Raw genomic sequence first — 20811 nt, 5'->3', positions numbered from 1 at the left:
GAATCCCGGCCTGAGTTGACGTCCAAGTGAATGTCTTCGCGCTCCTGTTCGTCGTGGCCGGCCTGGGCCTGATCGGCTGGCTGACGGCGCGCGCCCGCGCCGTGCGGTTCGATCGCGGCGGACAGAAAAGGCTCCATTCGCTGCCGTCGCAGCATGGCTGGTACGTGGCGATGTGGACGGTGCTGCCGGCACTGCTGTTCATCGCGGTATGGAGCGCGCTGAGCCCGGCACTGATCAAGGACCAGGTGCTCAAGGCGCCGGCCGCCGCCCAGCTTTCCGACTTCGCCTTCGAGCGCGACACGATCCTGGGCGAGGCGCGCGACGCGGCGCTGGGCCGTGCCGAATCGACCTTCGATCCGACCGCCGAGGCGCTGGTCGAGCCGATGCGCGATGCGATCCGCTTCTATGGCTGGACCGGCACCGGGATCGCGATCCTGCTCGCCTTTGCCGGCGGCGCCTTCGCGTTCAGCCGGACCAGCCCGGCCTTCCGCGCCCGCACAAGGGTGGAGCGCGGGCTGATGCTGATCCTGCTCCTCGCCTCGCTGATCGCGATCCTGACGACGCTCGGCATCTTCCTGTCGCTGTTCTGGGAATCGATGCGCTTCTTCGCGATGGTGCCGCCGCAGGACTTCCTGTTCAGCACCCATTGGAGCCCGCAGCTGATAGACCCGAACGATCCGGGCAAGTCGCTGGGCGCGGTGCCCTTGTTCTGGGGTACCTTCTTCATCGGCGCGGTGATCGCGATGCTGGTCGCCATCCCGTTCGGCCTGATGAGCGCGATCTACCTCACCCAGTACGCCGCCCCGCGGGTGCGCCGCTGGATGAAGCCGATGCTCGAGATCCTCGCCGGCGTGCCGACGGTGGTCTATGGCTATTTCGCCGCGCTGACCGTGGCGCCGGCGGTGCGCAACCTGGCGGTGGCGCTGGGCATGCCCTTCGCCTCGGCCGAGAGCGCGCTGGCGGCGGGCCTGGTGATGGGCGTGATGATCATCCCGTTCGTCTCCTCGCTGGCCGATGATTCGATCGCTGCAGTGCCGACCGCGATGCGCGACGGCAGCCTGGCGATGGGCGCGACCAATTCGGAGACGATCTCCAAGGTGCTGCTGCCCGCGGCGCTGCCCGGCGTGGTGGCGGGCGTGCTGCTCGCCGTCAGCCGCGCGATCGGCGAGACGATGATCGTGGTGATGGCCGCGAGCGGCGCGGCGAACATCACGCTCAACCCGTTCGAGAGCGCGACCACCGTGACCAAGCAGATCGTCGACCTGCTGACCGGCGAGAGCGAGTTCGACAGCCCCAAGACGCTTGCTGCATTTGCCTTGGGCCTGACGCTGTTCGTCATCACCCTGCTCCTCAACATCGTCGCGCTGCGCGTGGTGAAGAAGTATCGCGAAGCCTATGAGTAAGCGCGTCGCCCCTGCCCCCGCGCCCGAGCGGACGCCGACCGACTGGAAGAGCGCGGCGATGCAGAAGCGCATCCGCCGCCGCTATGCGCGCGAGCGCCGCTTCAAGCTGTTCGGGATGATGGCGGTGATCCTGTCGGCCGCCTTCCTCGCCTTCCTGATCGCGACGATGGTCGCCAATGGCGCGCGCGGCTTTACCCGCAGCGAAGTGGCGCTCAGCGTCGACTTCCCGGCAATGGCGCTGAAGATCGACCGCTCGCACCTCTCGACGCCGGGGGCCGACCTGGCGCTGGCCGGTGCCGGGCTGCAGGACAAGGTGGAGACGCTGGCGACCAGCCCGGCGGGCTATTCGCTCGCCTCCAACAGCGCCTGGCTGACAGTGCGCGACCGGATCAAGGCGCGGCCCTCGGTCCTCGACGGCAAGGCGACCATCTGGGTGCCGGCCTCGACCGAGCTCGAGATGGGATCGCGCGGCGAAGGACCGGCGGACGTCCAGGCGGACGCGCGCAGGCTGAGCCAGGCGGGGCAGCTGCGCACCGGCTTCAACTGGGGCTTCTTCAGCGCGAGCAATTCGAACGATCCGGTGGCGGTGGGTATCTGGGGCGCGCTCAAGGGCTCGCTGCTGACCATGCTGGTGACTTTCCTGATCGCCTTCCCGGTCGGCGTGCTGGCGGCGATCTACCTCGAGGAATATGCCCCGAAGAACCGCTGGACCGACCTGATCGAGGTGTCGATCAACAACCTGGCGGCGGTGCCCTCGATCATCTTCGGCCTGCTCGGCCTGGCGGTGTTCCTGGGCAGCTGGCAGATCGGCGGACATACGTTCGGCCCGCTCTTCCCGCGCTCGGCCGCGGTGGTCGGCGGGCTGACGCTCGCGCTGATGATCATGCCGGTCATCGTCATCGCCAGCCGCAACGCGATCAAGGGCGTGCCGCCCTCGATCCGCGACGCCGCGCTGGGCATCGGCGCGAGCCGCATCCAGGTGGTGTTCCACCATGTCCTCCCCCTCGCCATGCCCGGCATCCTGACCGGCACGATCATCGGCATGGCGCGCGCGCTGGGCGAGACCGCGCCGCTGCTGCTGATCGGCATGCGCGCCTTCATCGTCACCCCGCCGAGCGGCTTCACCGATCCCGCTACCGTGCTGCCGGTCCAGATCTTCCTCTGGTCCGACGAAGTCAGCCGCGGCTTCGTCGAGAAGACCTCCGCCGCGATCCTGGTGCTGCTGGTGTTCCTGCTCGCCATGAACGGGCTCGCCATCTATCTTCGCAACAAGTTCGAGACCCGCTGGTAATGACCGACGCCACTCCCCTTCCCACCGGCACCGGGCACAAGATGTCCGCCCGCGGCGTCAGCGTGTCCTATGGCGACAAGCAGGCGATCCGCGACGTCTCGATCGACGTCGACATGGATCACGTCACCGCGTTCATCGGCCCGTCGGGCTGCGGCAAGTCGACCTTCCTGCGCACGCTCAACCGGATGAACGACACCATCCCGAGCGCACGGGTGACCGGCGACATAAGGCTGGACGGCGAGGACATCTATTCGAGCGGGATGGACGTGGTGCAGCTGCGCGCCCGGGTCGGCATGGTGTTCCAGAAGCCGAACCCCTTCCCCAAGTCGATCTACGAGAACGTCGCCTATGGCCCGCGCATCCACGGGCTGGCGAGCTCAAAGGCCGCGCTGGACGGGATCGTCGAGCAGTCGCTGCGCCGCGCCGGCCTGTGGGACGAAGTGAAGGACCGGCTCTCGGACAGCGGCACCGCGCTTTCGGGCGGCCAGCAACAACGGCTGTGCATCGCACGCGCCATCGCGGTGGACCCCGAGGTGATCCTGATGGACGAGCCCTGCTCGGCGCTCGACCCGATCGCGACGGCAAAGATCGAGGAGCTGATCCACGAGCTCAAGGGCCGCTACGCCATCGTGATCGTCACCCACAACATGCAGCAGGCGGCCCGCGTCAGCCAGAAGACCGCCTTCTTCCATCTCGGCCAGCTGGTCGAATATGGCGACACCGACAATATCTTCACCGCGCCGAAGCAGGAGCGGACGAAGGATTACATTACCGGCCGTTACGGCTAAGAGCGGGTATCATGTCGACCGGCCAGGAACATACCGTAAAGGCGTTCGATCAGGACATCGGACAGCTGCGCGCGCTCATCTCGCAGATGGGCGGGCTCGCCGAGCAGGCGATCGAGGACGCGATGCTTGCGCTGTCGCGCGGCGATGCCGAGCTGGCCGACGAGGTCCGCCGCAAGGACAAGCAGATCGACTCCATCGAGGCCGAGCTGGAAAAGCTCGTCGTCCGGGTGATCGCGCTGCGCGCGCCGATGGCCGACGACCTGCGCGAGGTGATCGCCGCGCTCAAGATCGCCGCGGTGATCGAGCGGATCGGCGACTATGCCAAGAACATCGCCAAGCGCGTGCCGCTGATCCATGCCGAGGGCGAGGAGCGGATCGAAGTGGTCTCGATCCTGCCGTCGATGGGCCAGCTGGCGGCGGACATGGTCCACGACGTGCTCGACGCCTATTCGGCGCGCGATCCCGAGGCTGCGGTGCGGGTCTGCAAGCGCGACAATGCGCTCGACGATTTCTACGATTCGATCTTCCGCACGCTTGTGACCTATATGGTCGAGAATTCGAGGACGATCAGCCAGGTGGCGCACCTGCTGTTCGTGGCGAAGAACCTGGAGAGGATCGGCGATCACGCCACCAACGTGGCCGAGATGGTCTATTTCGCGGCGACAGGCGAATACATGGCCGAGCGCGAGACCGGCGAGGCCGGAGCGAACTAAGCGGGGAAACGGGGAAAATATGGCCCGAGTTAAGATGCTTCTCGTCGAGGACGACGCCGCAATCGCGGAGCTGGTCGCCTATCACTTCAAGCGCGAAGATTATGAGGTGAAGCACACCCCGGACGGGGAAGAGGCGCTGCTGCTCGCCAAGGAGGCGACGCCGGATATCGTGCTGCTCGACTGGATGGTCGAGGGGCTTAGCGGCATCGAGGTGTGCCGCCGCCTGCGCCGCATGCCCGAGACGGCGAACGTGCCGATCATCATGCTCACCGCGCGCGGCGAGGAGGAGGATCGCGTGCGCGGGCTCGAGACCGGGGCGGACGACTATGTCACCAAGCCCTTCTCGCCCCGCGAGCTGGTCGCCCGGGTCGGCGCGGTGCTGCGCCGCGTGCGCCCGGCACTGGCCGGCGAGGCGCTGACCTATTCGGACATCGAGATGGACACGGTGGGCCACAAGGTCCGCCGCGCCGGCGAAGTGGTCCAGCTGGGGCCGACCGAGTTCAGGCTGCTGAAGCACTTCCTTGAGCATCCGGGCTGGGTCTTCTCGCGCGAGCGGCTGCTCGACGCGGTGTGGGGGCATGACAGCGACATCGAGAGCCGCACGGTGGACGTGCACATCCGCCGCCTGCGCAAGGCGATCAACAAGGGCAACCGGCCGGACATCATCCGGACCGTGCGCTCGGCCGGCTATGCGCTCGACGCGGGGAATTGAGAGATAACCGTCATCCCGGCGAAAGCCGGGATCTCGTGCGGCTCCTGCCCCTGCCGCCTCGCGCCTTCGCCTGAGATCCCGGCTTTCGCCGGGATGACGGTGATGTTCGCGGGAGGGGCTTTTGATGACTTCGATTTAACGAAACCATCCCCCTCCCCCTCGCGTTGCTGGGACCGGGCGTAACGATTTCGCCCGGTTTCAGGAGACGCACCCCATGAAGCTCCTTGCCATGGCAGCCGCGCTGACGCTCGTCGCCGGCGCCGCTCAGGCCCAGACTTCGGCGCAGAAGGCCGAGGCTCCCACCAACAACGACGCCAGCAAGCTGGGCGGCTATGCCCCGGCCGCGCCGCTGTTCAGCACCGGCACCACCCCGCCGCCGGGCACCCAGGTGGTGTTCGTGCCGAGCACCCAGACGCCGACCGAGGCCTTCCCGCCGCCTGCGCCCAAGGCCGCCTACCCGGTCTGCAAGCGCGGCCAGTTCGACGGCTGCCGCCAGCGCGGCGGCTGACGCGCCGGACGCCCCTTTTTGCGGGACCGAATGTGCCGGGCGCGCAACGTCGTGCCCGGCACATGCGTTTTCGAGGGGTGCAGGGGGAGCGACAGAGAGGAAGTTTTTCGATGAAGTTCATGCTCCTGGCCTCGGCCGCCCTTGCGATCGGCGGCACCGCCATCGCGCAGGACATGCCCCAGACCGCCCCGCAGACCACGCCGGCCCCGGCTCCCACGCCGCCCACTCCGCCGGTCGACACGCCGACGACCCCCACCGCGCCAGCGGAACCGGCCACACCGGCCGATCCGGCGGCACCGCCGCCGCCCGCGACCAACCCGCCGCCTGCGGCTCCGGAGACGCCCGCCGCGCCGGATGCGGCGACGACTCCGCCCGCACCGCCGGCCGCTCCCGCGCCGGATACGACCGCGGATGCTGCGGCGCCTGCCGCCCCGGCAACTGCCGCCGCGCCGATGCCTTCGGACCCGAAGAGCTATCCGCGCTGCTCGAAGACCGTGAAGGACCATTGCCGCCAGGGGCGGTAATTGTGCGCCCCGGGGGTGGGCTACCCGCCCACCCCTTCCCGTCATCCCGGCGAAAGCCGGGATCTCGTACGGCTCTTGTCCCGCGCCTCCGCCTGAGATCCCGGCTTTCGCCGGGATGACGGCTGTGGGGCGGATGACGGTTATTGTTGCGTGGTGGCGGTTGCGGCTAAGCTCTCCCCAAAAGGAGAGAACCGCATGACCATCGACTTCAAGGACCGCGTCGCCATCGTCACCGGGGCCGGCGGCGGGCTGGGCCGGGCCTATGCGCTCGAGCTGGCGAAGCGCGGGGCCAAGGTGGTCGTGAACGACCTGGGCGGATCGCGCGACGGCACCGGCCATTCGGACGCCGCATTAAAGGTGGTCGAGGAGATCGAGGCGCTGGGCGGCGAGGCGATGTCGAACGGCGGCAGCGTCACCGACTATGCCCACATGGTCGCGATGGTCGAGGCGGCCAAGGCGAAATGGGGCCGGATCGACATATTGATCAACAATGCCGGCGTGCTGCGCGACAAGAGCTTCGCCAAGATGGAGCCGGAGGACTTCAGGTTCGTCGTCGACGTCCACCTGATCGGCTCGGCCAACTGCACCAAGGCGGTGTGGGAGACGATGCGCGAGGCCAATTACGGGCGCATCCTGATGACCGCCTCGTCCACCGGGCTGTTCGGCAATTTCGGCCAGGCGAATTACGGCGCAGCCAAGCTGGGCCTCGCCGGGCTGACCAAGACGCTCTACCTCGAAGGCGCGAAATACGGGATCAAGGTCAACACCATCGCCCCGGTGGCCGGCACGCGGATGACCGAGGACCTGTTCCCCGAAGAAGCCTTCAAGGCCTTCGCGCCGGAGAATGTCGCGCCGGCCGCGCTGTTCCTGGTGAGCGAGGATGCGCCCACCAACCAGATCGTCGGCGCGGGCGGCGGTGTGGTGCAGGCCGCCTATGTGACCCTGACCCAGGGCGCCAAGCTGGAAGCGCTGACCCCCGAGGCGGTGCAGGCGCAATGGGCGCAGATCACCGACCGGACGGGGGAGATCGTACCGGGGTCGGGGTCCGAGCAGACGATGCTGATCCTGGGGAAATTGCAGCGGGGATAGGCTGGCAAGCTCCCCTCCCTGAAAGGGAGGGGTCGGGGGTGGGTCGAGTGCTCGCGATATTGCGCGGACAAGGCCAAGCCCATCCATATCGCCAAGCCTCCACCCACCCCTAACCCCTCCCTTTCAGGGAGGGGAACACGCACCGCCTTACCGTATTGTCTCACTAACACACACATGGTATATCCTCCCTCACAGGAGGAGACTGCCATGTATAGCGAGAGCGATCTGGCCAGTGCCGTGGAAGCGGGGGCGCTTTCGCCCGCCGCGGCCAATGCGCTGCGCAACTATGTCGCCGAGCGCCGGTCGGCGCCCGCGGTGGACGAAGAGCATTTCAAGCTGCTCACCGGCTTCAACGACATCTTCGTGGCGATCGCCGCCGCGCTGATCCTGGTCGCGGCGGGGCGGATCGGGGCCTATTTCGGCGAGTGGCTGATCGGCATCGGGCCGGAGGAGCGCATCGCCGGCGGCAACATGATCGGCGGGGGCTTCGCCGTGGCCGCGACGAGCTGGATGCTCGCCGAATATTTCACCGCCAAGCGCCGCATGGCGCTGCCCTCGATCCTGCTGCTGTTCGGCTTCGTCGGCGGCATCGCCGCGGGCCTCTCCGGCATCTTCGTCGCCAACATCCCCTGGCTCGAGGAGCAGCTGCATCTGGCGAGCGAGCTGCAGAAGCAGCAGCTGGGCGCCGGCATCGCCGCCACCGTCGGCCTGCTGACCGCGGCTGCGACCTGGATCCACTGGAAGCGGTTCATGGTGCCGATCACCGTCGCCGCCGGGGCGATGGTCGTGGTCGGCATGCTGGTCGCGATCGTGCTGGCGCTGGTGCCCCAGGCGAAGGACTGGGTGAACGAGATGCTGCTCGTCGCGGGTGTGGCGATGTTCTTCTTCGCGATGCGCTGGGACATGAGCGACCTGGAGCGCCGCACCCGCCGCTCGGACGTGGCCTTCTGGCTCCACCTCGCCGCGGCGCCGCTGATCGCGCACCCGGTGTTCCACATGCTCGGCGTGTTCGACGGCGATGTCACCGGCCCGGTCGCCGCGGTGGTGATCGCGCTCTATGTGGTGTTCGCCTTTGTCGCCCTGGCGGTCGACCGCCGCGCGCTGCTCGTCTCGAGCCTGATCTACGTGCTCTGGGCGATGTACGCGCTGTTCCAGGCGACCGGCGCGGTCGAGCTGGCCGCGGCGCTGACCGCGCTGGTGATCGGGTCGGCGCTGCTGCTGCTCTCGGCCTTCTGGCAGCCGGTGCGCCGCAGGGTCGTCGGCCTGCTCGGCGGGCTCGAGGAGCGGCTGCCGCCCACCCAGATCGTCACGGCCTGACCTGACACAGGCGTTACGTAGGGAGCGCGGTCCCCAGCCCCGCTTCCGACACCCCTGCCCCTCCCGTGCCTCAGGTACGGGAGGGGTTTTTCATGCGGGCTGCTCCGCGGGCTGGCCGGGCCGCGCGCTGATCGCGGTGCCGACCGAGGAGAGGACGATCAGGGCGACGGCGAGCCACTGGGTGCCGGTGAGGACCTCGCCGAGCAGCAGCAGCCCCATCAGCGCGCCGACCGCGGGTTCGGCGCTGAGCAGGGTGCCGAAGGTGTTGGCGGGGAGCCGGGGCAGCGCGATCATCTCGAGCGCATAGGGGATGGCGCTGGAGACGATGCCGACGAGCAGACCGAGCAGCAGCGCCTCGGGCCGCAGCAGCGCGGTGCCGGCATGGAGGATACCCACCGGTGCGGCGAGGCAGGCGGCGATCAGCATGCCCCCGGCAGCGGCGGCGGGGCCGTGCGCCTTGCCGGCATGGCGGCCGGTGAGGATGTACGCCGCCCAGCAGGCGCCGGCGACCAGAGCGAGGGCCACCCCGCGCCAGTCGAGATGGGCGGCGCCCTTCCAGATCGGCAGGAGAAGGAGCAGGCCGATGACGGCGAGGCCGATCCACAGGAAATCGACCCGGCGGCGCGAGGTCAGCACCGCCACCGCGAGCGGGCCGGTGAACTCGACGGCGATCGCGATGCCGAGCGGGATATAGGACAGCGCCTTGTAGAAGCTCAGGTTCATCACCCCGAGGACGAGGCCGTAGCCGAGCAGCGAGCGCCAGCCGGCATCGAGCTTGATCCGCCAGGGCCGGAAGATCGCCGAGAGGATCGCCGCGGCGACGATCAGGCGCAGCGCGGTCGCGCCCTCCGCCCCGACCAGCGGGAAGAGCTGCTTGGCGAAGGTGGCGCCGACCGTCACCGACAGCAGCGAGACGAACAGCGCGGCGAGGGCGACGAGATCGAGGCGTGCGGAGGCGGGGCGCGGGGCGGCGAAAGCGGACATTTGCTACTCGGATATTGGCTGGTGTGGCGCCGAGGATAGAAATATCGGGCGATAAGGGTGGTTTATTTTGGCGCTTACACGATAAAGTTTATCGCGCTACCCTCGCAAAATGACGAAGATTGAACCGCTCGATTCGTTCGACCTCAAGTTGCTCGAGCTGCTCCAGCTGGATGTGCAGCAGCCGGTGGCGGCGCTGGCGGAGAAGGTCGGGCTGTCCGCCCCGGCCTGCTATCGGCGGATAAGGCGGCTGCGCGAGACGGGGGTGATCGAGCGCGAGATCGCGGTGGTGCGCCCGAAGACGCTCGGCTGGCCGCTGTCGATGATCGTGCTGGTGACGCTGGAGCGCGAGACCGCCGACACGGTGAGCGAGATGTTCGAGATCTTCCGCCGCGAGCCCGAGGTGATGGAGGCGTGGAACGTTACCGGCGACCATGACTTCGCGGTACGGATCCTCGCCCGCGACATGGAGAGCTATGACGATCTGGTCCGCCGCCTCTTCTCGGCCGACGAACGGGTGCGGACCTTCGAGACGCTTGTGGTGATCCGCGAGACCGGCGGGATGAGTCCGGTGCCGGTGGGATTGGGGTAATTCCGTTATTGTCACCCCGGCCTTGTGCCGGGGTCCACCGGGAGGAGAGTGACAGACGGGAGGCTCTTGCATCTCCGTTGCGGCACCGTGGACCCCGGCACAAGGCCGGGGTGACGATGGGAATGCGATGGGCCTCGCCCGCCCCTATTCCTCCACCAGCTTCATCAGCCGGCGCTCGACCGGGGCGAGGACCGGGCCGAGCTCATGGCCGCGCTTGAGGATGGTGCCGGCTTCGCCGACCAGCATCCACATGCCCTGGCGGTTGCGCAGGCTGGGGCGCTTCTCGATGCGGTATTCGGGACGCTCGGCGGCACGGCGGAAGGCGGCGAAGATCGCGGCGTCGAGATCGAACGACATCGCATAGTCGCGCCAATGGCCGGCGGCGACCATGCGGCCGTAGAGATCGAAGATGCGGGTGAGTTCCGGACGCTCGAAACCGACCTGTCCGGGGCGTCCGAGAGGGAGCGGGGTTACGGTGCCCATCTACGCGCTGTCGCGCTGCTCCCCTTCCGTCCGCCGCTCGGCCAGCACGGCATCGAGCCGCTTGCGCATCGCCTCCAGCTCGCAGCGCATCAGTTCGAGCTTCTGGGTCTGCGGATCGAACAGGTCGCTGCAGGGCGTGCCATAGGGCACGAAGTCCTTCTGCCACTTCTCGGCCTCGACCAGGGTCGGCTTGGCCGGGATGCCGACCATCACCGCGCCGGGCGCGACGTCCTTGGTGACCACCGCATTGGCGCCGACCCGGGCACGCTCGCCGACGGTGATCGGGCCGAGCACCTGCGCGCCCGAGCCGAGGATCGCGCCGTCGAGGATCGTCGGGTGGCGCTTGCCGGCCACGCCATTGTCCGGGCTGGTGCCGCCTAGGGTGACGCACTGGTAGATGGTGACGTCGTTGCCGATCTCCGCCGTCTCGCCGATCACCACGAAGCCATGGTCGATGAAGAAGTTGCGGCCGATCTTCGCACCCGGATGGATGTCGATCGCGGTCACGAAGCGCGACCAGTGGTTCACCACGCGGGCGAGGAAGAACAGGCGGTTGCGGAACAGCGCATGCGCGATGCGGTGATAGCCGAGCGCCCAGACGCCCGGGTAGAGCAGGATTTCCGCGCGCGATCGCGGCGCGGGATCGCGCGCCTTGATCGAATCTAGATACGCCACCAGGCGCTGGAACATGGCCGGTCCCCTTTTATCGGGAGCCCACATAATAGCTAAACCCGCGGAATTCCAGAATGGCCCATTCTGGGCTTGGGCGCGGTAAAGCGTATGTATCTTGTTGGAACGTTCCGGGGCCGTCATCCATTCCTTCCCGGCCCAACCTTCAAGGTGCGAATGATCTTTGGAATCGACCTGACCCTCCTGCTGCCGTTCATCGCGGTGGGATTCGCCGCCCAGATGGTGGACGGCGCGCTGGGCATGGCCTTTGGCGTGATCTCCAACACCCTGTTGCTGAGCCTGGGGGTGCCGCCCGCGGCCGCCTCTGCCGGCGTGCACACGGTCGAGAGCTTCACCACCGCCGTTTCGGGCATCAGCCATGCGGTGCACAAGAACGTGAACTGGAAGCTGTTCCTGCGCATCGCCGTGCCCGGCGTTATCGGCGGCGGCCTGGGCGCCTATGTGCTGTCGAACATCAATGCCGGGACCGCCAAGCCCTTCATCCTCGCCTATCTGACCGGGATCGGCTTCTACCTGCTGTGGCGCAGCCGGCACTATCCGCCCAAGGAGAAGTCGCCCAAGATCGTCGAGCCACTGGGTCTGGCCGGCGGCTTCCTCGACGCGGCGGGCGGCGGCGGCTGGGGCCCGGTGGTGACCAGCAACCTGCTCGTCCAGGGCGCGAGCCCGCGCACCACGATCGGCACGGTGAACACCGCCGAGTTCTTCGTCACCACGACGATCTCGGCGACCTTCATCACCCAGCTCGGCTGGGGCGCCTTCACCCTGGCGACGGTGGGCCTGCTGATCGGCGGCGTGATCGCGGCACCGTTCGGCGCGCTGCTCGCCAAGCGGGTGGAGCCCAAGACGCTGATGCTGATGGTCGGCATCGTGCTGACGCTGACGAGCTTGTACAATCTTTACCTGGCGGTGGGGCGGTAACCGATCCCGTTATCCAGTGGCCGATACCGTCAAGCCGGCCACTCTTAGCCTCAGCCCGTTCCACGAACCTCGTCTCGCGCCTCAAATCCGTCATCCCGGCGAAAGCCGGGATCTCGGGCGAAGGCGCGGGGAAGGAGCCGCGCGAGATCCCGGCTTTCGCCGGGATGACGAATATTGGCGCGGGATGACGAATATTGGCGCGGGATGACGGATGTTTGCGGGGTGCGGCGAGGTGGGCACTTTACACCTTCCTTACGCCCCGCCCCATCTTCCCTCTCGAAACCTTACGCCGATCCGCCCCACATCCCCGCGCATGTGGGACAGCAGCAGGAACAGCCGCCACGGGCGGATACGGCGTATCGGCGTGCAGGAAAGCAGATGGCAGCGGCGCTGGGGCCGGATCGTCGACTGGCTCGGCGCCTGCCGGCCGCTCGACCTGATCCTGGGCAGCATGATCGTGATAACCGTGATCGCGACGATCGCCCGCGCCTTCTGATCCTCCACCGATCGGGCCGAACCAGCCCCTTTTCATCTTGCGATGCAGCAGGCTTCGCCGCCGCTGCGCACTTGCGCGTCCCGTGTGAAGACTGTGGTGAGACGGGCATAGCTGCACGGCATTGCAGATAATTCAGTCGATCAATCAATTTACCAGAACTGATCGACTAAACCGATCAACGCGACCGGCTATTCCAATTTCACATTGCGATGCAGCGGGACTATCTCGCTTTTGCAACAACAACCCCCGTTCTGGAGGAATACCAAGCAATGGCTCTCATCGGCAGCACCATCAAGCCGTTCACCGCGCAGGCCTATAAGGAAGGCAAGTTCGTCCAGGTCACCGACGCGGACACGAAGGGCAAGTGGGCGGTGTTCTTCTTCTACCCGGCCGATTTCACCTTTGTGTGCCCGACCGAGCTCGAGGACCTGGCGGACATCTACCCGCAGCTCCAGAAGATGGGCGTCGAGGTGTACTCGGTGTCGACCGACACGCACTTCAGCCACAAGGCCTGGCACGACACCTCGCCGGCGATCGGCAAGATCAATTATTACATGCTCGGCGACCAGAACCACGTCCTGTCGACTAACTTCGACGTGCTCCGTGAGGGCCAGGGCCTGGCCGACCGCGGCACCTTCGTGGTCGATCCCGAGGGCGTGATCCAGCTGGTCGAGATCACCAGCGAGGGCGTGGGCCGCAATGCGGCCGAGCTGCTCCGCAAGATCAAGGCTGCGCAGTATATCGCGGCCCACCCGGGCGAAGTCTGCCCCGCCAAGTGGGAAGAAGGCGCCGAGACGCTGGCGCCGTCGCTCGACCTGGTCGGCAAGATCTGATCCCCCAGGCGCCCGTTAGCCCCCTTGCGGGCGCCCCCAGCGGCCCGGGACGGCGATACCCTTCTGTCCCGGGCCGTTTTGTGTCCAGCTCGCCCCTGCCCCTTGCCGAGGGGGCCATCGAGCGACCGGCGATGCGGCCAGTGCATGCATTGGCCGCGTCCCCGACAAACAACCACCGCCGGTACCTCGCGGCGCGGTGGACCCCGGAACAGGTCCGGGGTGACGAAGAAGGAAAGATGCCATGCTCGACGCCAACCTGACCCAGCAGCTCAAGGGCTATCTCGCGAACATCCGGGAGCCGATCGAGCTGGTCGCCAGCCTTGGTGACGATGCCAAGTCGCGCGAGCTGGAAGAGCTGCTGAACGAAATCGCCGCGCTGTCGGACAAGGTCTCGGTCGTTCGCACCGATGACGATGCCCGCAAGCCCAGCTTCCTGATCCACCGCACCGGCACCGATATCGGCGTGCGCTTCGCGGGCCTGCCGATGGGGCACGAGTTCACCTCGCTGGTGCTCGCCCTGCTTCAGGTCGGCGGCCATCCGAGCAAGGCGGCGCAGGAGCTGATCGAGCAGGTGAGGAACCTGGACGGCGACTTCGTCTTCGAGACCTATTTCTCGCTGACCTGCCAGAACTGCCCGGATGTGGTGCAGGCGCTGAACCTGATGGCGGTGCTCAATCCGCGCATCCGCCACACCTCGATCGACGGCGGGCTGTTCCCGGCCGAAGTCGAGGCGCGCCAGATCATGGCGGTGCCGAGCGTGTTCCTGAACGGCGAGCCCTTCGCCAGCGGCCGCATGGAGCTGGAGCAGATCGTCGCGAAGATCGACACCGCGGCCGGCGCGCGCACGGCGGCGAAGATCGCGAGCAAGGAGCCGTTCGAAGTGCTGGTGGTCGGCGGCGGCCCCGCCGGCGCTGCGGCGGCGATCTATGCGGCGCGCAAGGGCATCCGCACCGGCATCGCGGCGGAGCGCTTCGGCGGGCAGGTGCTCGACACGATGAGCATCGAGAACTTCATCTCGGTCAGCCACACCGAGGGGCCGAAGCTCGCCGCGCATCTGGAGCAGCACGTCAAGGACTATGACGTCGACATCATGAACCACCAGCGCGCCGCCAGGCTGGTGCCGGCACGCCACGAGGGCGGGCTGCACGAGGTGGTGCTTGAGAATGGCGCGACGCTGAAGGCGCGCACCGTGATCCTCTCCACCGGCGCGCGCTGGCGGACGATGGGCGTGCCCGGCGAGGAGGACTATCGCAACAAGGGCGTGACCTATTGCCCGCACTGCGACGGCCCGCTGTTCAAGGGCAAGCGCGTGGCGGTGATCGGCGGCGGCAACTCCGGCGTCGAGGCCGCGATCGACTTGGCCGGGATCGTTGGTCATGTGACGCTGATCGAATATGACAGCCAGCTGCGCGCCGATGCGGTGCTGCAGCGCAAGCTGGGCAGCATGGCCAACGTCAAGGTGATCACCTCGGCGCTGACCACCGAGGTTGCGGGCGACGGGCAGAAGCTCACCAGCCTGACCTACAAGGACCGCAACCACGGCACCGAGCACCAGATCGAGCTGGAAGGCATCTTCGTGCAGATCGGCCTGGTCCCGAACACCGAGTGGCTGAAGGACAGCATCGCGCTGTCGCCGCGCGGCGAGATCGAGATCGATGCTCGCGGGGAGACTTCGCAGAAGGGCATCTTCGCGGCGGGCGACTGCACCACCGTGCCCTACAAGCAGATCGTGATCGCGATGGGCGCGGGCTCGACCGCGGCGCTCTCGGCGTTCGACTATATGATCCGGCTGCCCGAGGAACTCAGCGAGGCGGCGTAACGCTCCACCGTGGACCAAATGGAAGGGCCGGGCATGTTCCCGGCCCTTTTCCTTTGCGCGGGCGCGGGGCAGGATCGGAGCATGGCAGGCCTTCTCCCCTTGATGCTGGCCGTTGCTGCATGGAGCGGCACGGTCGAGCATCGCACCGCCTTCGGATCGATGACGCTGATCCAGGAGGAATGGACCCGCGATCCAGACCAGGTGCCGATGATCCATGCGCCCAATGCGTGGAAGAAGCTGCATCTGCGCTGGGACGCGCGCGAAGGCGACATGTCGGTCGAACTGCTCGACGATGGCCGCGTCCTGCAGATCGGGGTCCGCGGCCATGACTGCCTGCAGGCCTCAACCTTTCATCACTATGCGCGGCGGACGGGCGAGCCCGCGCTGTGGCGGGAGATGGTCGGCCAGCTCGATACCCTGGCCAAGGCCTGCCCGCGGGTATCTGCACTACGCAGGGAAGCGCTGGGCCGCGAGTTCGCCGCCGCGCGGGACGATTTCGTGGCCGGTGTCGAGGCGCTCAAGAAACGCGCGGCGACCGTGGTGGCGCGGGACCTCAACCGATGCAGCTTCAAGGGCTTTCGCACGGGCTCGCGGGTGATCATTCCCGATCCCAATGTCGGCGTTTGCGGGCCGATGCGGTAACGGGGTGACTTGATCGCCTTATTCACTATATAGGCGCCTGACAATCGATACAGGCGATCAATGGCGCAGACCACCTACCTCCCCACGCTCAAGCAGCTCCAGTATCTCGTCGCGCTCAAGGACCATGGCCATTTCGGCCGGGCGGCGGAGAGCTGCTACGTCACCCAGTCGACGCTGTCGGCGGGCATCCGCGAGCTGGAGACGCTGATCGGGGTGGTGCTGGTCGAGCGGACACGGCGGGTGGTGCGCTTCACGCCCCTTGGGGAACGCATCGTCGAGAAGGCACGCCGGGTGCTGCGCGAGGCGGACGAACTGGGCGACCTCGCCCGCGCCGCCGGGCGGCCGCTCTCGGGCGAGATGCGGATGAGCGTGATCCCGACGATCGCCCCCTTCCTCCTCCCGCGTATCCTGCCCAAGCTGCGCCGCGACTATCCCGACCTGAAGCTCTACCTGCGCGAGGAGACCAGCGGCCAGGCCTGCGAGGGCTTGCACCATGGCCGGACCGACTGCGTGCTGCTCGCCTTGCCCTATGCCTGCGGCGATGTGGAGACCGCGCCGTTGTTCGACGACCGGCTGTTCGTCGCGTACCGGGAGGGCGAGATGGACCCGAGCGCCTCGATACATCCGGCCGAGATCGATGAGACTCGTCTGCTGATGCTCGAGGACGGGCATTGCCTGAAGGAACATGCGCTGGCCGCATGCAACCGCCCGGAGATGCGCGCCGAGGCGACGATGCTGGGCACCTCGCTGCATACCATGGTGCAGATGGTCGACAACGGCCTGGGCGTGACGATGCTGCCCGAGATGGCGGTGGACGCCGGGATCCTCGACCACACCCAGGTCGCGGCGCGGCCGCTTGAGGCGGACAATGCCTCGCGGCGAATCGCTCTGGTGTGGCGGAAGGCTTCGCCGCGGGAGCGGGACTTCCGGCTGCTGGCCGATGTGCTGGCGGAAGCGCGGCCTTAGGGTTCCGGCTCCAGGAAAGCTTCACGCAGAGGAGCCACCTGCTGCATGCGCTCGTGCAGGATCGTCACGACGCCGATCGCACCGTCTTCAAGAACCCGCCAATAGAGCAGATGGCTTTCGTAGCGGGCATAGTATCCCGCGACGCCCAGTTCCGCCGGAATGGTTCGCCATGGAATCGTACGCTCGGCCAATGCCTCGATGCGCGCGAGCATGCCGTCGAGATAGGCCTCTGCCTGGGCATCGCCCCATCGCGACCGCGTATAGTCGACAATCTCCTCAAGCCGGAGTTCGGCTCGGGAAAACAGACGATATCCATTCACGCCTGCCAACGCTTGCGGGCACGCTCCAGAAATGCTGCTCGATCAAAGGGCTTGGCATCGCTGTCGGGGGCCGAAAAGGCCTGCTGGAGTTCAGCCCTGAGTTCCTCGAACCGCGCCTGCTCCACCCGCTCTTTGTCCTGGCGGATCAGGTGGCGGACATATTCGCTGGCATTCTCGTACAAGCCTTGCTCGCCGATATTCTCGGCGATGAATTCTTCGAGCGGACCATTCACGCGGACATTGAGGGTCATGGCCATAAGCGCCTCCTTGTCACGATATAGTGGAATATCGTTGACGCCTCAACCTTGCCAGCGCTCCGCGGCCGCCTCGTCGCTCGCGCGCGCCTCGACCCAACTCGCCGCATCGCCTCGCCATTCGCGCTTCCAGAAAGGAGCGTCGGTCTTGAGGCGGTCGATCAGATAGGCGCAGGCCTCCAGCGCTTCGCGGCGGTGGGCGGCGGCTGTACCTATGAAGACGATGCGTTCGCCGACTTCCATCCGGCCGACGCGGTGGAGGATCGTCACGCCGAGCAGGCTCCAGCGGTCCATTGCGGCTTCCGCGAGGGTGCATAGCGCGTCATCGGTCATGCCGGGATAATGTTCGAGCTCGAGCGCGGTCACCCCGCCATCGCCACGGACCACGCCGGTGAAGCTCGCCACCCCGCCCGCACCGCGCTCCTCGAGCGCCGCCAGCTCCATCGCCAGCTCGATCGGAGCGGGATCGATCGAGACGCGGATCATCCGCCGGTCACCGGGGGGAAGAGCGCGACTTCCCTGGCATCGCCGAGCGGCGTGTCGAGCGGGACGAAGCGCTGGTCGATCGCGGCGCGGAGCTTCGCGGGGTCGGCAAAGGCGGCGGCATGGCCAGGGCTCTGCTCGGCCAGCCAGCAGATCAGGTCGGCGACATTGTAGACTGCCTCGGGCGGGTCGACACGCTCCTGCCCCACGCCCACCGCTTCGCGGACCCAGGCGAAGTAGAGCAGCTCCATCAGCTGTCCATGTGCCGCAGGCCGACGCGGAGATAGTCCCAGCCGGTGATCAGGGTGAGCGCGGCGGAGACCCAGAAGGCGGCGAGCGCGATCTGCCAGAGCCAGACAAGGGGCAGCGCGCCGGCGAGGATCAGCCCGCCCAGCGCCACCAGCTGGAGCATGGTCTTCCACTTGGCGAGGCGCGAGACGGGGAGCGAGACCTGGATGCCGCCGAGGAACTCGCGCAGGCCCGACACGGCGATCTCGCGGATCAGGATGACCAGCGCGGGGATCAGATGGAGATCGGTGATCACGCCGCGCCCGGAGAGGATCAGCAGCACCGCGGCGACCATGATCTTGTCGGCGATCGGATCGAGGAACACGCCGAGCTTCGACACCGTGCCCTGCGCGCGGGCGAGATAGCCGTCGAAATAATCGGTGACGCCCATCAGGCAGTAGATCGCGAAGGCGATGCCGTATCCCAGCCGCCATTCGGGCCACCAGAGGAACGCCGCGAGCAGCGGCACCGTGATGATACGCGAGAGCGTGAGGATGTTGGGCAGCGTCAGCATGCCGCTTGCTCTACCACCGGAATTGCACCGTCGTCATCCCCGCGTAGCACCCGTTCCCCGGCGAAAGCCGGGGCCCAGGGTCACGAGCGAGCCAGCAGAGAAACCCTGGGCCCCGGCTTTCGCCGGGGAACAGGTCCGCTTTATGAGGAGCCGCTACTTCACCAGCTTGAACCGGATCGCCTGGCCGCCCCCCGGGGCCAGCGCGAGGTCGAGCGTATCGGCGCTGGTCACCACGCGCTTCTCGATCGCATAGGCGACCGGCTTCTTCACATAGTCCGCGTCCGCCGCGTCGCGGTAGATCTGCGCCTCGTAGCGCTTGCCCGGTGCGAGGAAGTCGAGCTTCACCGGCAGGGTGCGCGCCATCTCGTCGGTGATCGCGCCGAGATACCAGTCCCCGCCCCCGCGCGGCTGGCGGGCGACCACGACATAGTCGCCGATCTCGGATGCCAGGGTCTTCGTCACTTCCCAGTCGGTCGGCACGTCGCGGATGAACTGGAAGGCGTCGAGATGCTTCTCGTAATTCTCGGGCAGGTCGGCCGCCATGTGGATCGGCGAATAGAGCACGACATATTCGGCGAGCTGCGCGGCCAGGGTTGACTGGTTGCGCTCGGTGAGCAGCGTCTTGCCATGCTCGAGGTCGAAGATGCCCGGGGTGAAGTCCATCGGCCCGGCGAGCATGCGGGTGAAGGGCAAGATCGTCAGGTGCTCGGGCGGATTGGTCGGGCGGCCCCAGGCGTTGAACTCCTGCCCGCGCGCGCCTTCGCGGCTCACCCAGTTGGGCCAGGTGCGGCGCAGCCCGGTGTCCTTCACCGGCTCATGCGTGTCCATCGTGATGTGGCGCTTCGCCGCCGCCTCGATCACCTTGAGGTGATGCCGGACCATGAACTGGCCGGCGAACCACTCCTTGCCACCCTCGCGATCGAGGATGTCGCCCGAGTGGCGGACATAGCCGGTCTTCACCGACGGCACGCCGACCTTGGCGTACAGATCGAGCGCGTCCTCGAGTTGGTTCTCGTAGTTCACCACCGCGCCGGCGGTCTCGTGATGGCCGATCAGATGGACGCCCTTCGACTTCGCGTACGCCGACAGCATCGGCAGGTCGAAATCGGGGTACGACTTGGTGAAGCTGAACTTGTCGCCGTTATTGATCCACTCGCCGTCCCAGCCCTGGTTCCAGCCCTCGACCAGCACGCCGTCGAAGCCGTATTTCGCGGCGAAATCCACGTAGCGCTTCACATTGTCGTTGTTGGCGCCGTGCGTCGGGCCGCTGCCCCAGGTCGTCCGGTTGAGATGCATCTCCCACCAGACGCCGACATATTTGCCGGGCTTGAACCACTTGTTGATATCCGGAAGCTTGTTGGGCTCGTTGAGGTTCAATTCGATCCGGCTGTCGGCCAGCGCACCGGGCGTGGTGCCGACCAGCAGGGTGCGCCAGGGGGTGCTGAACGGGCCGGTCTTCTTCGCGCCGACGCCATCGGGCCAGGGCATCAGCCAGGCGGTGAGCTTGCCCGCGCCGTCGCCCTGAAGGAGCATGCTCGGGAAATCGACCAAGGCCGCCTCATGGATCGAGAGGTACAGGCCATTGTCGCCCTTCAGCGTCAGCGGCGTCTCGGCCAATGTGATGCGGCGCGCGTCGGTCTGGGTGTAGAGATATTCGTCGCGCTCCTGCCCCAGCCCTTCATACCACCAAGCCTGATATGTCCCCCTGGTGCGGAACTGGGTGCGATCGGCGGTGACGCCGACCGCCTGCCCCGCCGGAATGCCGGCATAGGTGTAGCGGAAGCCGACGCCGTCGTCGAAGATGCGGAAGGTGACCTGCATCGCCTTGTTGAGCGCGGTATCGCCGGCGATGGTGACGGCCAGCTCGGCATGATTGTCGCGGACCAGGCGCTGCTCGCCCCAGGGCTGCTCCCAGCTGCTGTCCGAGGCCGAACGGCGGGCATCGGTGATCGCGGTGTAGCGCGCGGCCGGCTCGCCGGCGAAGCTGAGGCCCAGTTCCGAAGGGGCGATCACGGTCACGTCGCCGCGCTTCACTTCATAGCGCGCCGCGCCCCCCTCGACCGAGACGCACAGCTCCAGCACCTTGCCGGGCGACTGGGCGCACTCCCGGTCGGCCGCCATGGCGGTGGCCGGCGCGGCAAGCGCGAGAAGCGAGACGAGGGTACGAGAGATCATCCGGTTTCTTTC

25 protein-coding genes are annotated in these 20811 nt (G+C 67.2%); 16 read left to right on the top strand and 9 right to left on the bottom strand.

Going from position 1 to position 20811, the window contains the following annotated elements; genetic code table 11:
* Nucleotides 1-26: 26 nt before the first annotated feature.
* The 9 genes from pstC to J2W22_RS10825 all read left to right on the top strand — a co-directional run bounded on the left by pstC (nt 27) and on the right by J2W22_RS10825 (nt 8345).
* On the top strand, nt 27-1403 hold the full coding sequence (pstC, locus tag J2W22_RS10865; protein WP_307118275.1) for a phosphate ABC transporter permease subunit PstC: 1377 nt from the start codon (nt 27-29) through the stop codon (nt 1401-1403).
* Nucleotides 1396-2694: a phosphate ABC transporter permease PstA gene (gene pstA / locus J2W22_RS10860; RefSeq protein ID WP_307118274.1), complete on the top strand. Its 1299-nt coding sequence runs from the start codon at nt 1396-1398 to the stop codon at nt 2692-2694. The genes pstC and pstA overlap by 8 nt, the downstream gene beginning before the upstream one ends.
* Nucleotides 2694-3482, top strand: a complete 789-nt coding sequence (gene pstB, locus J2W22_RS10855; RefSeq protein ID WP_307118273.1) for a phosphate ABC transporter ATP-binding protein PstB — start codon at nt 2694-2696, stop codon at nt 3480-3482. The genes pstA and pstB overlap by 1 nt, the downstream gene beginning before the upstream one ends.
* A gap of 11 nt (nt 3483-3493) precedes the next feature.
* Nucleotides 3494-4195, top strand: coding sequence for a phosphate signaling complex protein PhoU (phoU, locus tag J2W22_RS10850; protein ID WP_307118272.1), 702 nt, complete (start codon nt 3494-3496; stop codon nt 4193-4195).
* A gap of 19 nt (nt 4196-4214) precedes the next feature.
* Entirely contained in the window at nt 4215-4907 is a 693-nt protein-coding gene (gene phoB / locus J2W22_RS10845) for a phosphate regulon transcriptional regulator PhoB (protein WP_086128782.1), read from the top strand.
* A 214-nt stretch (nt 4908-5121) separates the two neighbouring features.
* Nucleotides 5122-5415, top strand: coding sequence for a hypothetical protein (locus J2W22_RS10840; RefSeq protein ID WP_307118271.1), 294 nt, complete (start codon nt 5122-5124; stop codon nt 5413-5415).
* Nucleotides 5416-5525: 110 nt separating this feature from the next.
* Nucleotides 5526-5939, top strand: a complete 414-nt coding sequence (locus tag J2W22_RS10835) for a Fe-S oxidoreductase (protein ID WP_307118270.1) — start codon at nt 5526-5528, stop codon at nt 5937-5939.
* 195 nt (nt 5940-6134) lie between these two features.
* The gene (locus J2W22_RS10830; RefSeq protein WP_307118269.1) at nt 6135-7028 is read left to right on the top strand and encodes an SDR family NAD(P)-dependent oxidoreductase; all 894 of its coding nucleotides are present in this window, start codon (nt 6135-6137) and stop codon (nt 7026-7028) included.
* Nucleotides 7029-7235: 207 nt separating this feature from the next.
* Nucleotides 7236-8345 carry a hypothetical protein gene (locus J2W22_RS10825; protein WP_307118268.1) on the top strand — a complete coding sequence of 370 codons (1110 nt, stop codon included), beginning with the start codon at nt 7236-7238 and terminating at the stop codon, nt 8343-8345.
* A 90-nt stretch (nt 8346-8435) separates the two neighbouring features.
* On the opposite strand, the gene J2W22_RS10820 is transcribed toward J2W22_RS10825, so the two are convergent.
* Complete coding sequence (locus tag J2W22_RS10820; protein WP_307118267.1) at nt 8436-9329, bottom strand: EamA family transporter; 894 nt, start codon at nt 9327-9329, stop codon at nt 8436-8438.
* Nucleotides 9330-9438: 109 nt separating this feature from the next.
* On the opposite strand from J2W22_RS10820, the gene J2W22_RS10815 reads away from it, so the two are divergent.
* Nucleotides 9439-9918 (top strand): Lrp/AsnC family transcriptional regulator, encoded by a 480-nt coding sequence (locus J2W22_RS10815; RefSeq protein ID WP_307118266.1) that lies wholly within the window; start codon nt 9439-9441, stop codon nt 9916-9918.
* 144 nt (nt 9919-10062) lie between these two features.
* Here the strand turns inward: J2W22_RS10815 and J2W22_RS10810 are convergent, their stop codons facing one another.
* Together J2W22_RS10810 and epsC are read right to left on the bottom strand one after the other, a co-directional pair.
* Complete coding sequence (locus J2W22_RS10810) at nt 10063-10401, bottom strand: DUF2794 domain-containing protein (RefSeq protein WP_307118265.1); 339 nt, start codon at nt 10399-10401, stop codon at nt 10063-10065.
* Nucleotides 10402-11091, bottom strand: a complete 690-nt coding sequence (epsC, locus tag J2W22_RS10805) for a serine O-acetyltransferase EpsC (RefSeq protein ID WP_307118264.1) — start codon at nt 11089-11091, stop codon at nt 10402-10404.
* Between the two features lie 156 nt (nt 11092-11247).
* Here epsC and J2W22_RS10800 point away from each other — a divergent pair, with 156 nt between their 5' ends.
* The 6 genes from J2W22_RS10800 (at nt 11248) to J2W22_RS10775 (ending at nt 16765) form a co-directional block, all read left to right on the top strand.
* The gene (locus tag J2W22_RS10800; protein ID WP_307118263.1) at nt 11248-12009 is read left to right on the top strand and encodes a sulfite exporter TauE/SafE family protein; all 762 of its coding nucleotides are present in this window, start codon (nt 11248-11250) and stop codon (nt 12007-12009) included.
* A 364-nt stretch (nt 12010-12373) separates the two neighbouring features.
* Complete coding sequence (locus tag J2W22_RS10795) at nt 12374-12505, top strand: hypothetical protein (RefSeq protein WP_307118262.1); 132 nt, start codon at nt 12374-12376, stop codon at nt 12503-12505.
* Between the two features lie 269 nt (nt 12506-12774).
* Nucleotides 12775-13338, top strand: a complete 564-nt coding sequence (ahpC, locus tag J2W22_RS10790; protein WP_184169391.1) for an alkyl hydroperoxide reductase subunit C — start codon at nt 12775-12777, stop codon at nt 13336-13338.
* A gap of 241 nt (nt 13339-13579) precedes the next feature.
* On the top strand, nt 13580-15157 hold the full coding sequence (gene ahpF / locus J2W22_RS10785; protein ID WP_307118261.1) for an alkyl hydroperoxide reductase subunit F: 1578 nt from the start codon (nt 13580-13582) through the stop codon (nt 15155-15157).
* An 81-nt stretch (nt 15158-15238) separates the two neighbouring features.
* The gene (locus J2W22_RS10780; RefSeq protein ID WP_307118260.1) at nt 15239-15799 is read left to right on the top strand and encodes a hypothetical protein; all 561 of its coding nucleotides are present in this window, start codon (nt 15239-15241) and stop codon (nt 15797-15799) included.
* Between the two features lie 60 nt (nt 15800-15859).
* Nucleotides 15860-16765 (top strand): hydrogen peroxide-inducible genes activator, encoded by a 906-nt coding sequence (locus J2W22_RS10775; RefSeq protein WP_307118259.1) that lies wholly within the window; start codon nt 15860-15862, stop codon nt 16763-16765.
* Here J2W22_RS10775 and J2W22_RS10770 read toward each other — a convergent pair.
* The 6 genes from J2W22_RS10770 to J2W22_RS10745 form a co-directional block, all read right to left on the bottom strand.
* Nucleotides 16762-17085 carry a type II toxin-antitoxin system RelE/ParE family toxin gene (locus tag J2W22_RS10770; RefSeq protein ID WP_307118258.1) on the bottom strand — a complete coding sequence of 108 codons (324 nt, stop codon included), beginning with the start codon at nt 17083-17085 and terminating at the stop codon, nt 16762-16764. The two genes, J2W22_RS10775 and J2W22_RS10770, sit on opposite strands and share 4 nt — an antisense overlap.
* Nucleotides 17082-17342, bottom strand: coding sequence for a ribbon-helix-helix domain-containing protein (locus J2W22_RS10765; protein WP_307118257.1), 261 nt, complete (start codon nt 17340-17342; stop codon nt 17082-17084). The genes J2W22_RS10770 and J2W22_RS10765 overlap by 4 nt, the downstream gene beginning before the upstream one ends.
* A 42-nt stretch (nt 17343-17384) precedes the next feature.
* Nucleotides 17385-17825, bottom strand: a complete 441-nt coding sequence (locus J2W22_RS10760) for a molybdenum cofactor biosynthesis protein MoaE (RefSeq protein WP_307118256.1) — start codon at nt 17823-17825, stop codon at nt 17385-17387.
* A complete protein-coding gene (gene moaD, locus J2W22_RS10755) occupies nt 17822-18073 on the bottom strand; it encodes a molybdopterin converting factor subunit 1 (RefSeq protein WP_307118255.1) in 252 nt (83 codons plus the stop codon). The genes J2W22_RS10760 and moaD overlap by 4 nt, the downstream gene beginning before the upstream one ends.
* Nucleotides 18073-18624 (bottom strand): CDP-diacylglycerol--glycerol-3-phosphate 3-phosphatidyltransferase, encoded by a 552-nt coding sequence (gene pgsA / locus J2W22_RS10750; RefSeq protein ID WP_307118254.1) that lies wholly within the window; start codon nt 18622-18624, stop codon nt 18073-18075. Before pgsA ends, moaD begins: the two co-directional genes overlap by 1 nt.
* A 153-nt stretch (nt 18625-18777) precedes the next feature.
* Nucleotides 18778-20799, bottom strand: coding sequence for a glycoside hydrolase family 97 protein (locus J2W22_RS10745; RefSeq protein WP_307118253.1), 2022 nt, complete (start codon nt 20797-20799; stop codon nt 18778-18780).
* Between the last annotated feature and the right edge of the window lie 12 nt (nt 20800-20811).

This window comes from Sphingomonas kyeonggiensis, from assembly GCF_030812785.1.
Lineage (GTDB): Bacteria > Pseudomonadota > Alphaproteobacteria > Sphingomonadales > Sphingomonadaceae > Sphingomonas > Sphingomonas kyeonggiensis_B.
The sequence above is the reverse complement of the archived record's forward strand: the minus strand, read 5'-3'. Positions and strand labels throughout refer to the sequence as shown.

Bases quoted from the DNA above. Each gene is read 5' to 3' on its own strand.
- ahpC (WP_184169391.1), top strand. From the start codon at position 12,775: ATGGCTCTCATCGGCAGCACCATCAAGCCGTTCACCGCGCAGGCCTAT.
- pgsA (WP_307118254.1), bottom strand. From the start codon at position 18,624: ATGCTGACGCTGCCCAACATCCTCACGCTCTCGCGTATCATCACGGTG.
- J2W22_RS10815 (WP_307118266.1), top strand. From the start codon at position 9,439: ATGACGAAGATTGAACCGCTCGATTCGTTCGACCTCAAGTTGCTCGAG.
- phoU (WP_307118272.1), top strand. From the start codon at position 3,494: ATGTCGACCGGCCAGGAACATACCGTAAAGGCGTTCGATCAGGACATC.
- J2W22_RS10775 (WP_307118259.1), top strand. From the start codon at position 15,860: ATGGCGCAGACCACCTACCTCCCCACGCTCAAGCAGCTCCAGTATCTC.
- J2W22_RS10830 (WP_307118269.1), top strand. From the start codon at position 6,135: ATGACCATCGACTTCAAGGACCGCGTCGCCATCGTCACCGGGGCCGGC.
- moaD (WP_307118255.1), bottom strand. From the start codon at position 18,073: ATGGAGCTGCTCTACTTCGCCTGGGTCCGCGAAGCGGTGGGCGTGGGG.
- J2W22_RS10825 (WP_307118268.1), top strand. From the start codon at position 7,236: ATGTATAGCGAGAGCGATCTGGCCAGTGCCGTGGAAGCGGGGGCGCTT.
- phoB (WP_086128782.1), top strand. From the start codon at position 4,215: ATGGCCCGAGTTAAGATGCTTCTCGTCGAGGACGACGCCGCAATCGCG.
- J2W22_RS10820 (WP_307118267.1), bottom strand. From the start codon at position 9,329: ATGTCCGCTTTCGCCGCCCCGCGCCCCGCCTCCGCACGCCTCGATCTC.
- J2W22_RS10780 (WP_307118260.1), top strand. From the start codon at position 15,239: ATGGCAGGCCTTCTCCCCTTGATGCTGGCCGTTGCTGCATGGAGCGGC.
- J2W22_RS10835 (WP_307118270.1), top strand. From the start codon at position 5,526: ATGAAGTTCATGCTCCTGGCCTCGGCCGCCCTTGCGATCGGCGGCACC.
- pstA (WP_307118274.1), top strand. From the start codon at position 1,396: ATGAGTAAGCGCGTCGCCCCTGCCCCCGCGCCCGAGCGGACGCCGACC.
- J2W22_RS10810 (WP_307118265.1), bottom strand. From the start codon at position 10,401: ATGGGCACCGTAACCCCGCTCCCTCTCGGACGCCCCGGACAGGTCGGT.
- J2W22_RS10745 (WP_307118253.1), bottom strand. From the start codon at position 20,799: ATGATCTCTCGTACCCTCGTCTCGCTTCTCGCGCTTGCCGCGCCGGCC.
- pstB (WP_307118273.1), top strand. From the start codon at position 2,694: ATGACCGACGCCACTCCCCTTCCCACCGGCACCGGGCACAAGATGTCC.
- epsC (WP_307118264.1), bottom strand. From the start codon at position 11,091: ATGTTCCAGCGCCTGGTGGCGTATCTAGATTCGATCAAGGCGCGCGAT.
- ahpF (WP_307118261.1), top strand. From the start codon at position 13,580: ATGCTCGACGCCAACCTGACCCAGCAGCTCAAGGGCTATCTCGCGAAC.
- J2W22_RS10760 (WP_307118256.1), bottom strand. From the start codon at position 17,825: ATGATCCGCGTCTCGATCGATCCCGCTCCGATCGAGCTGGCGATGGAG.
- J2W22_RS10800 (WP_307118263.1), top strand. From the start codon at position 11,248: ATGATCTTTGGAATCGACCTGACCCTCCTGCTGCCGTTCATCGCGGTG.
- J2W22_RS10765 (WP_307118257.1), bottom strand. From the start codon at position 17,342: ATGGCCATGACCCTCAATGTCCGCGTGAATGGTCCGCTCGAAGAATTC.
- J2W22_RS10840 (WP_307118271.1), top strand. From the start codon at position 5,122: ATGAAGCTCCTTGCCATGGCAGCCGCGCTGACGCTCGTCGCCGGCGCC.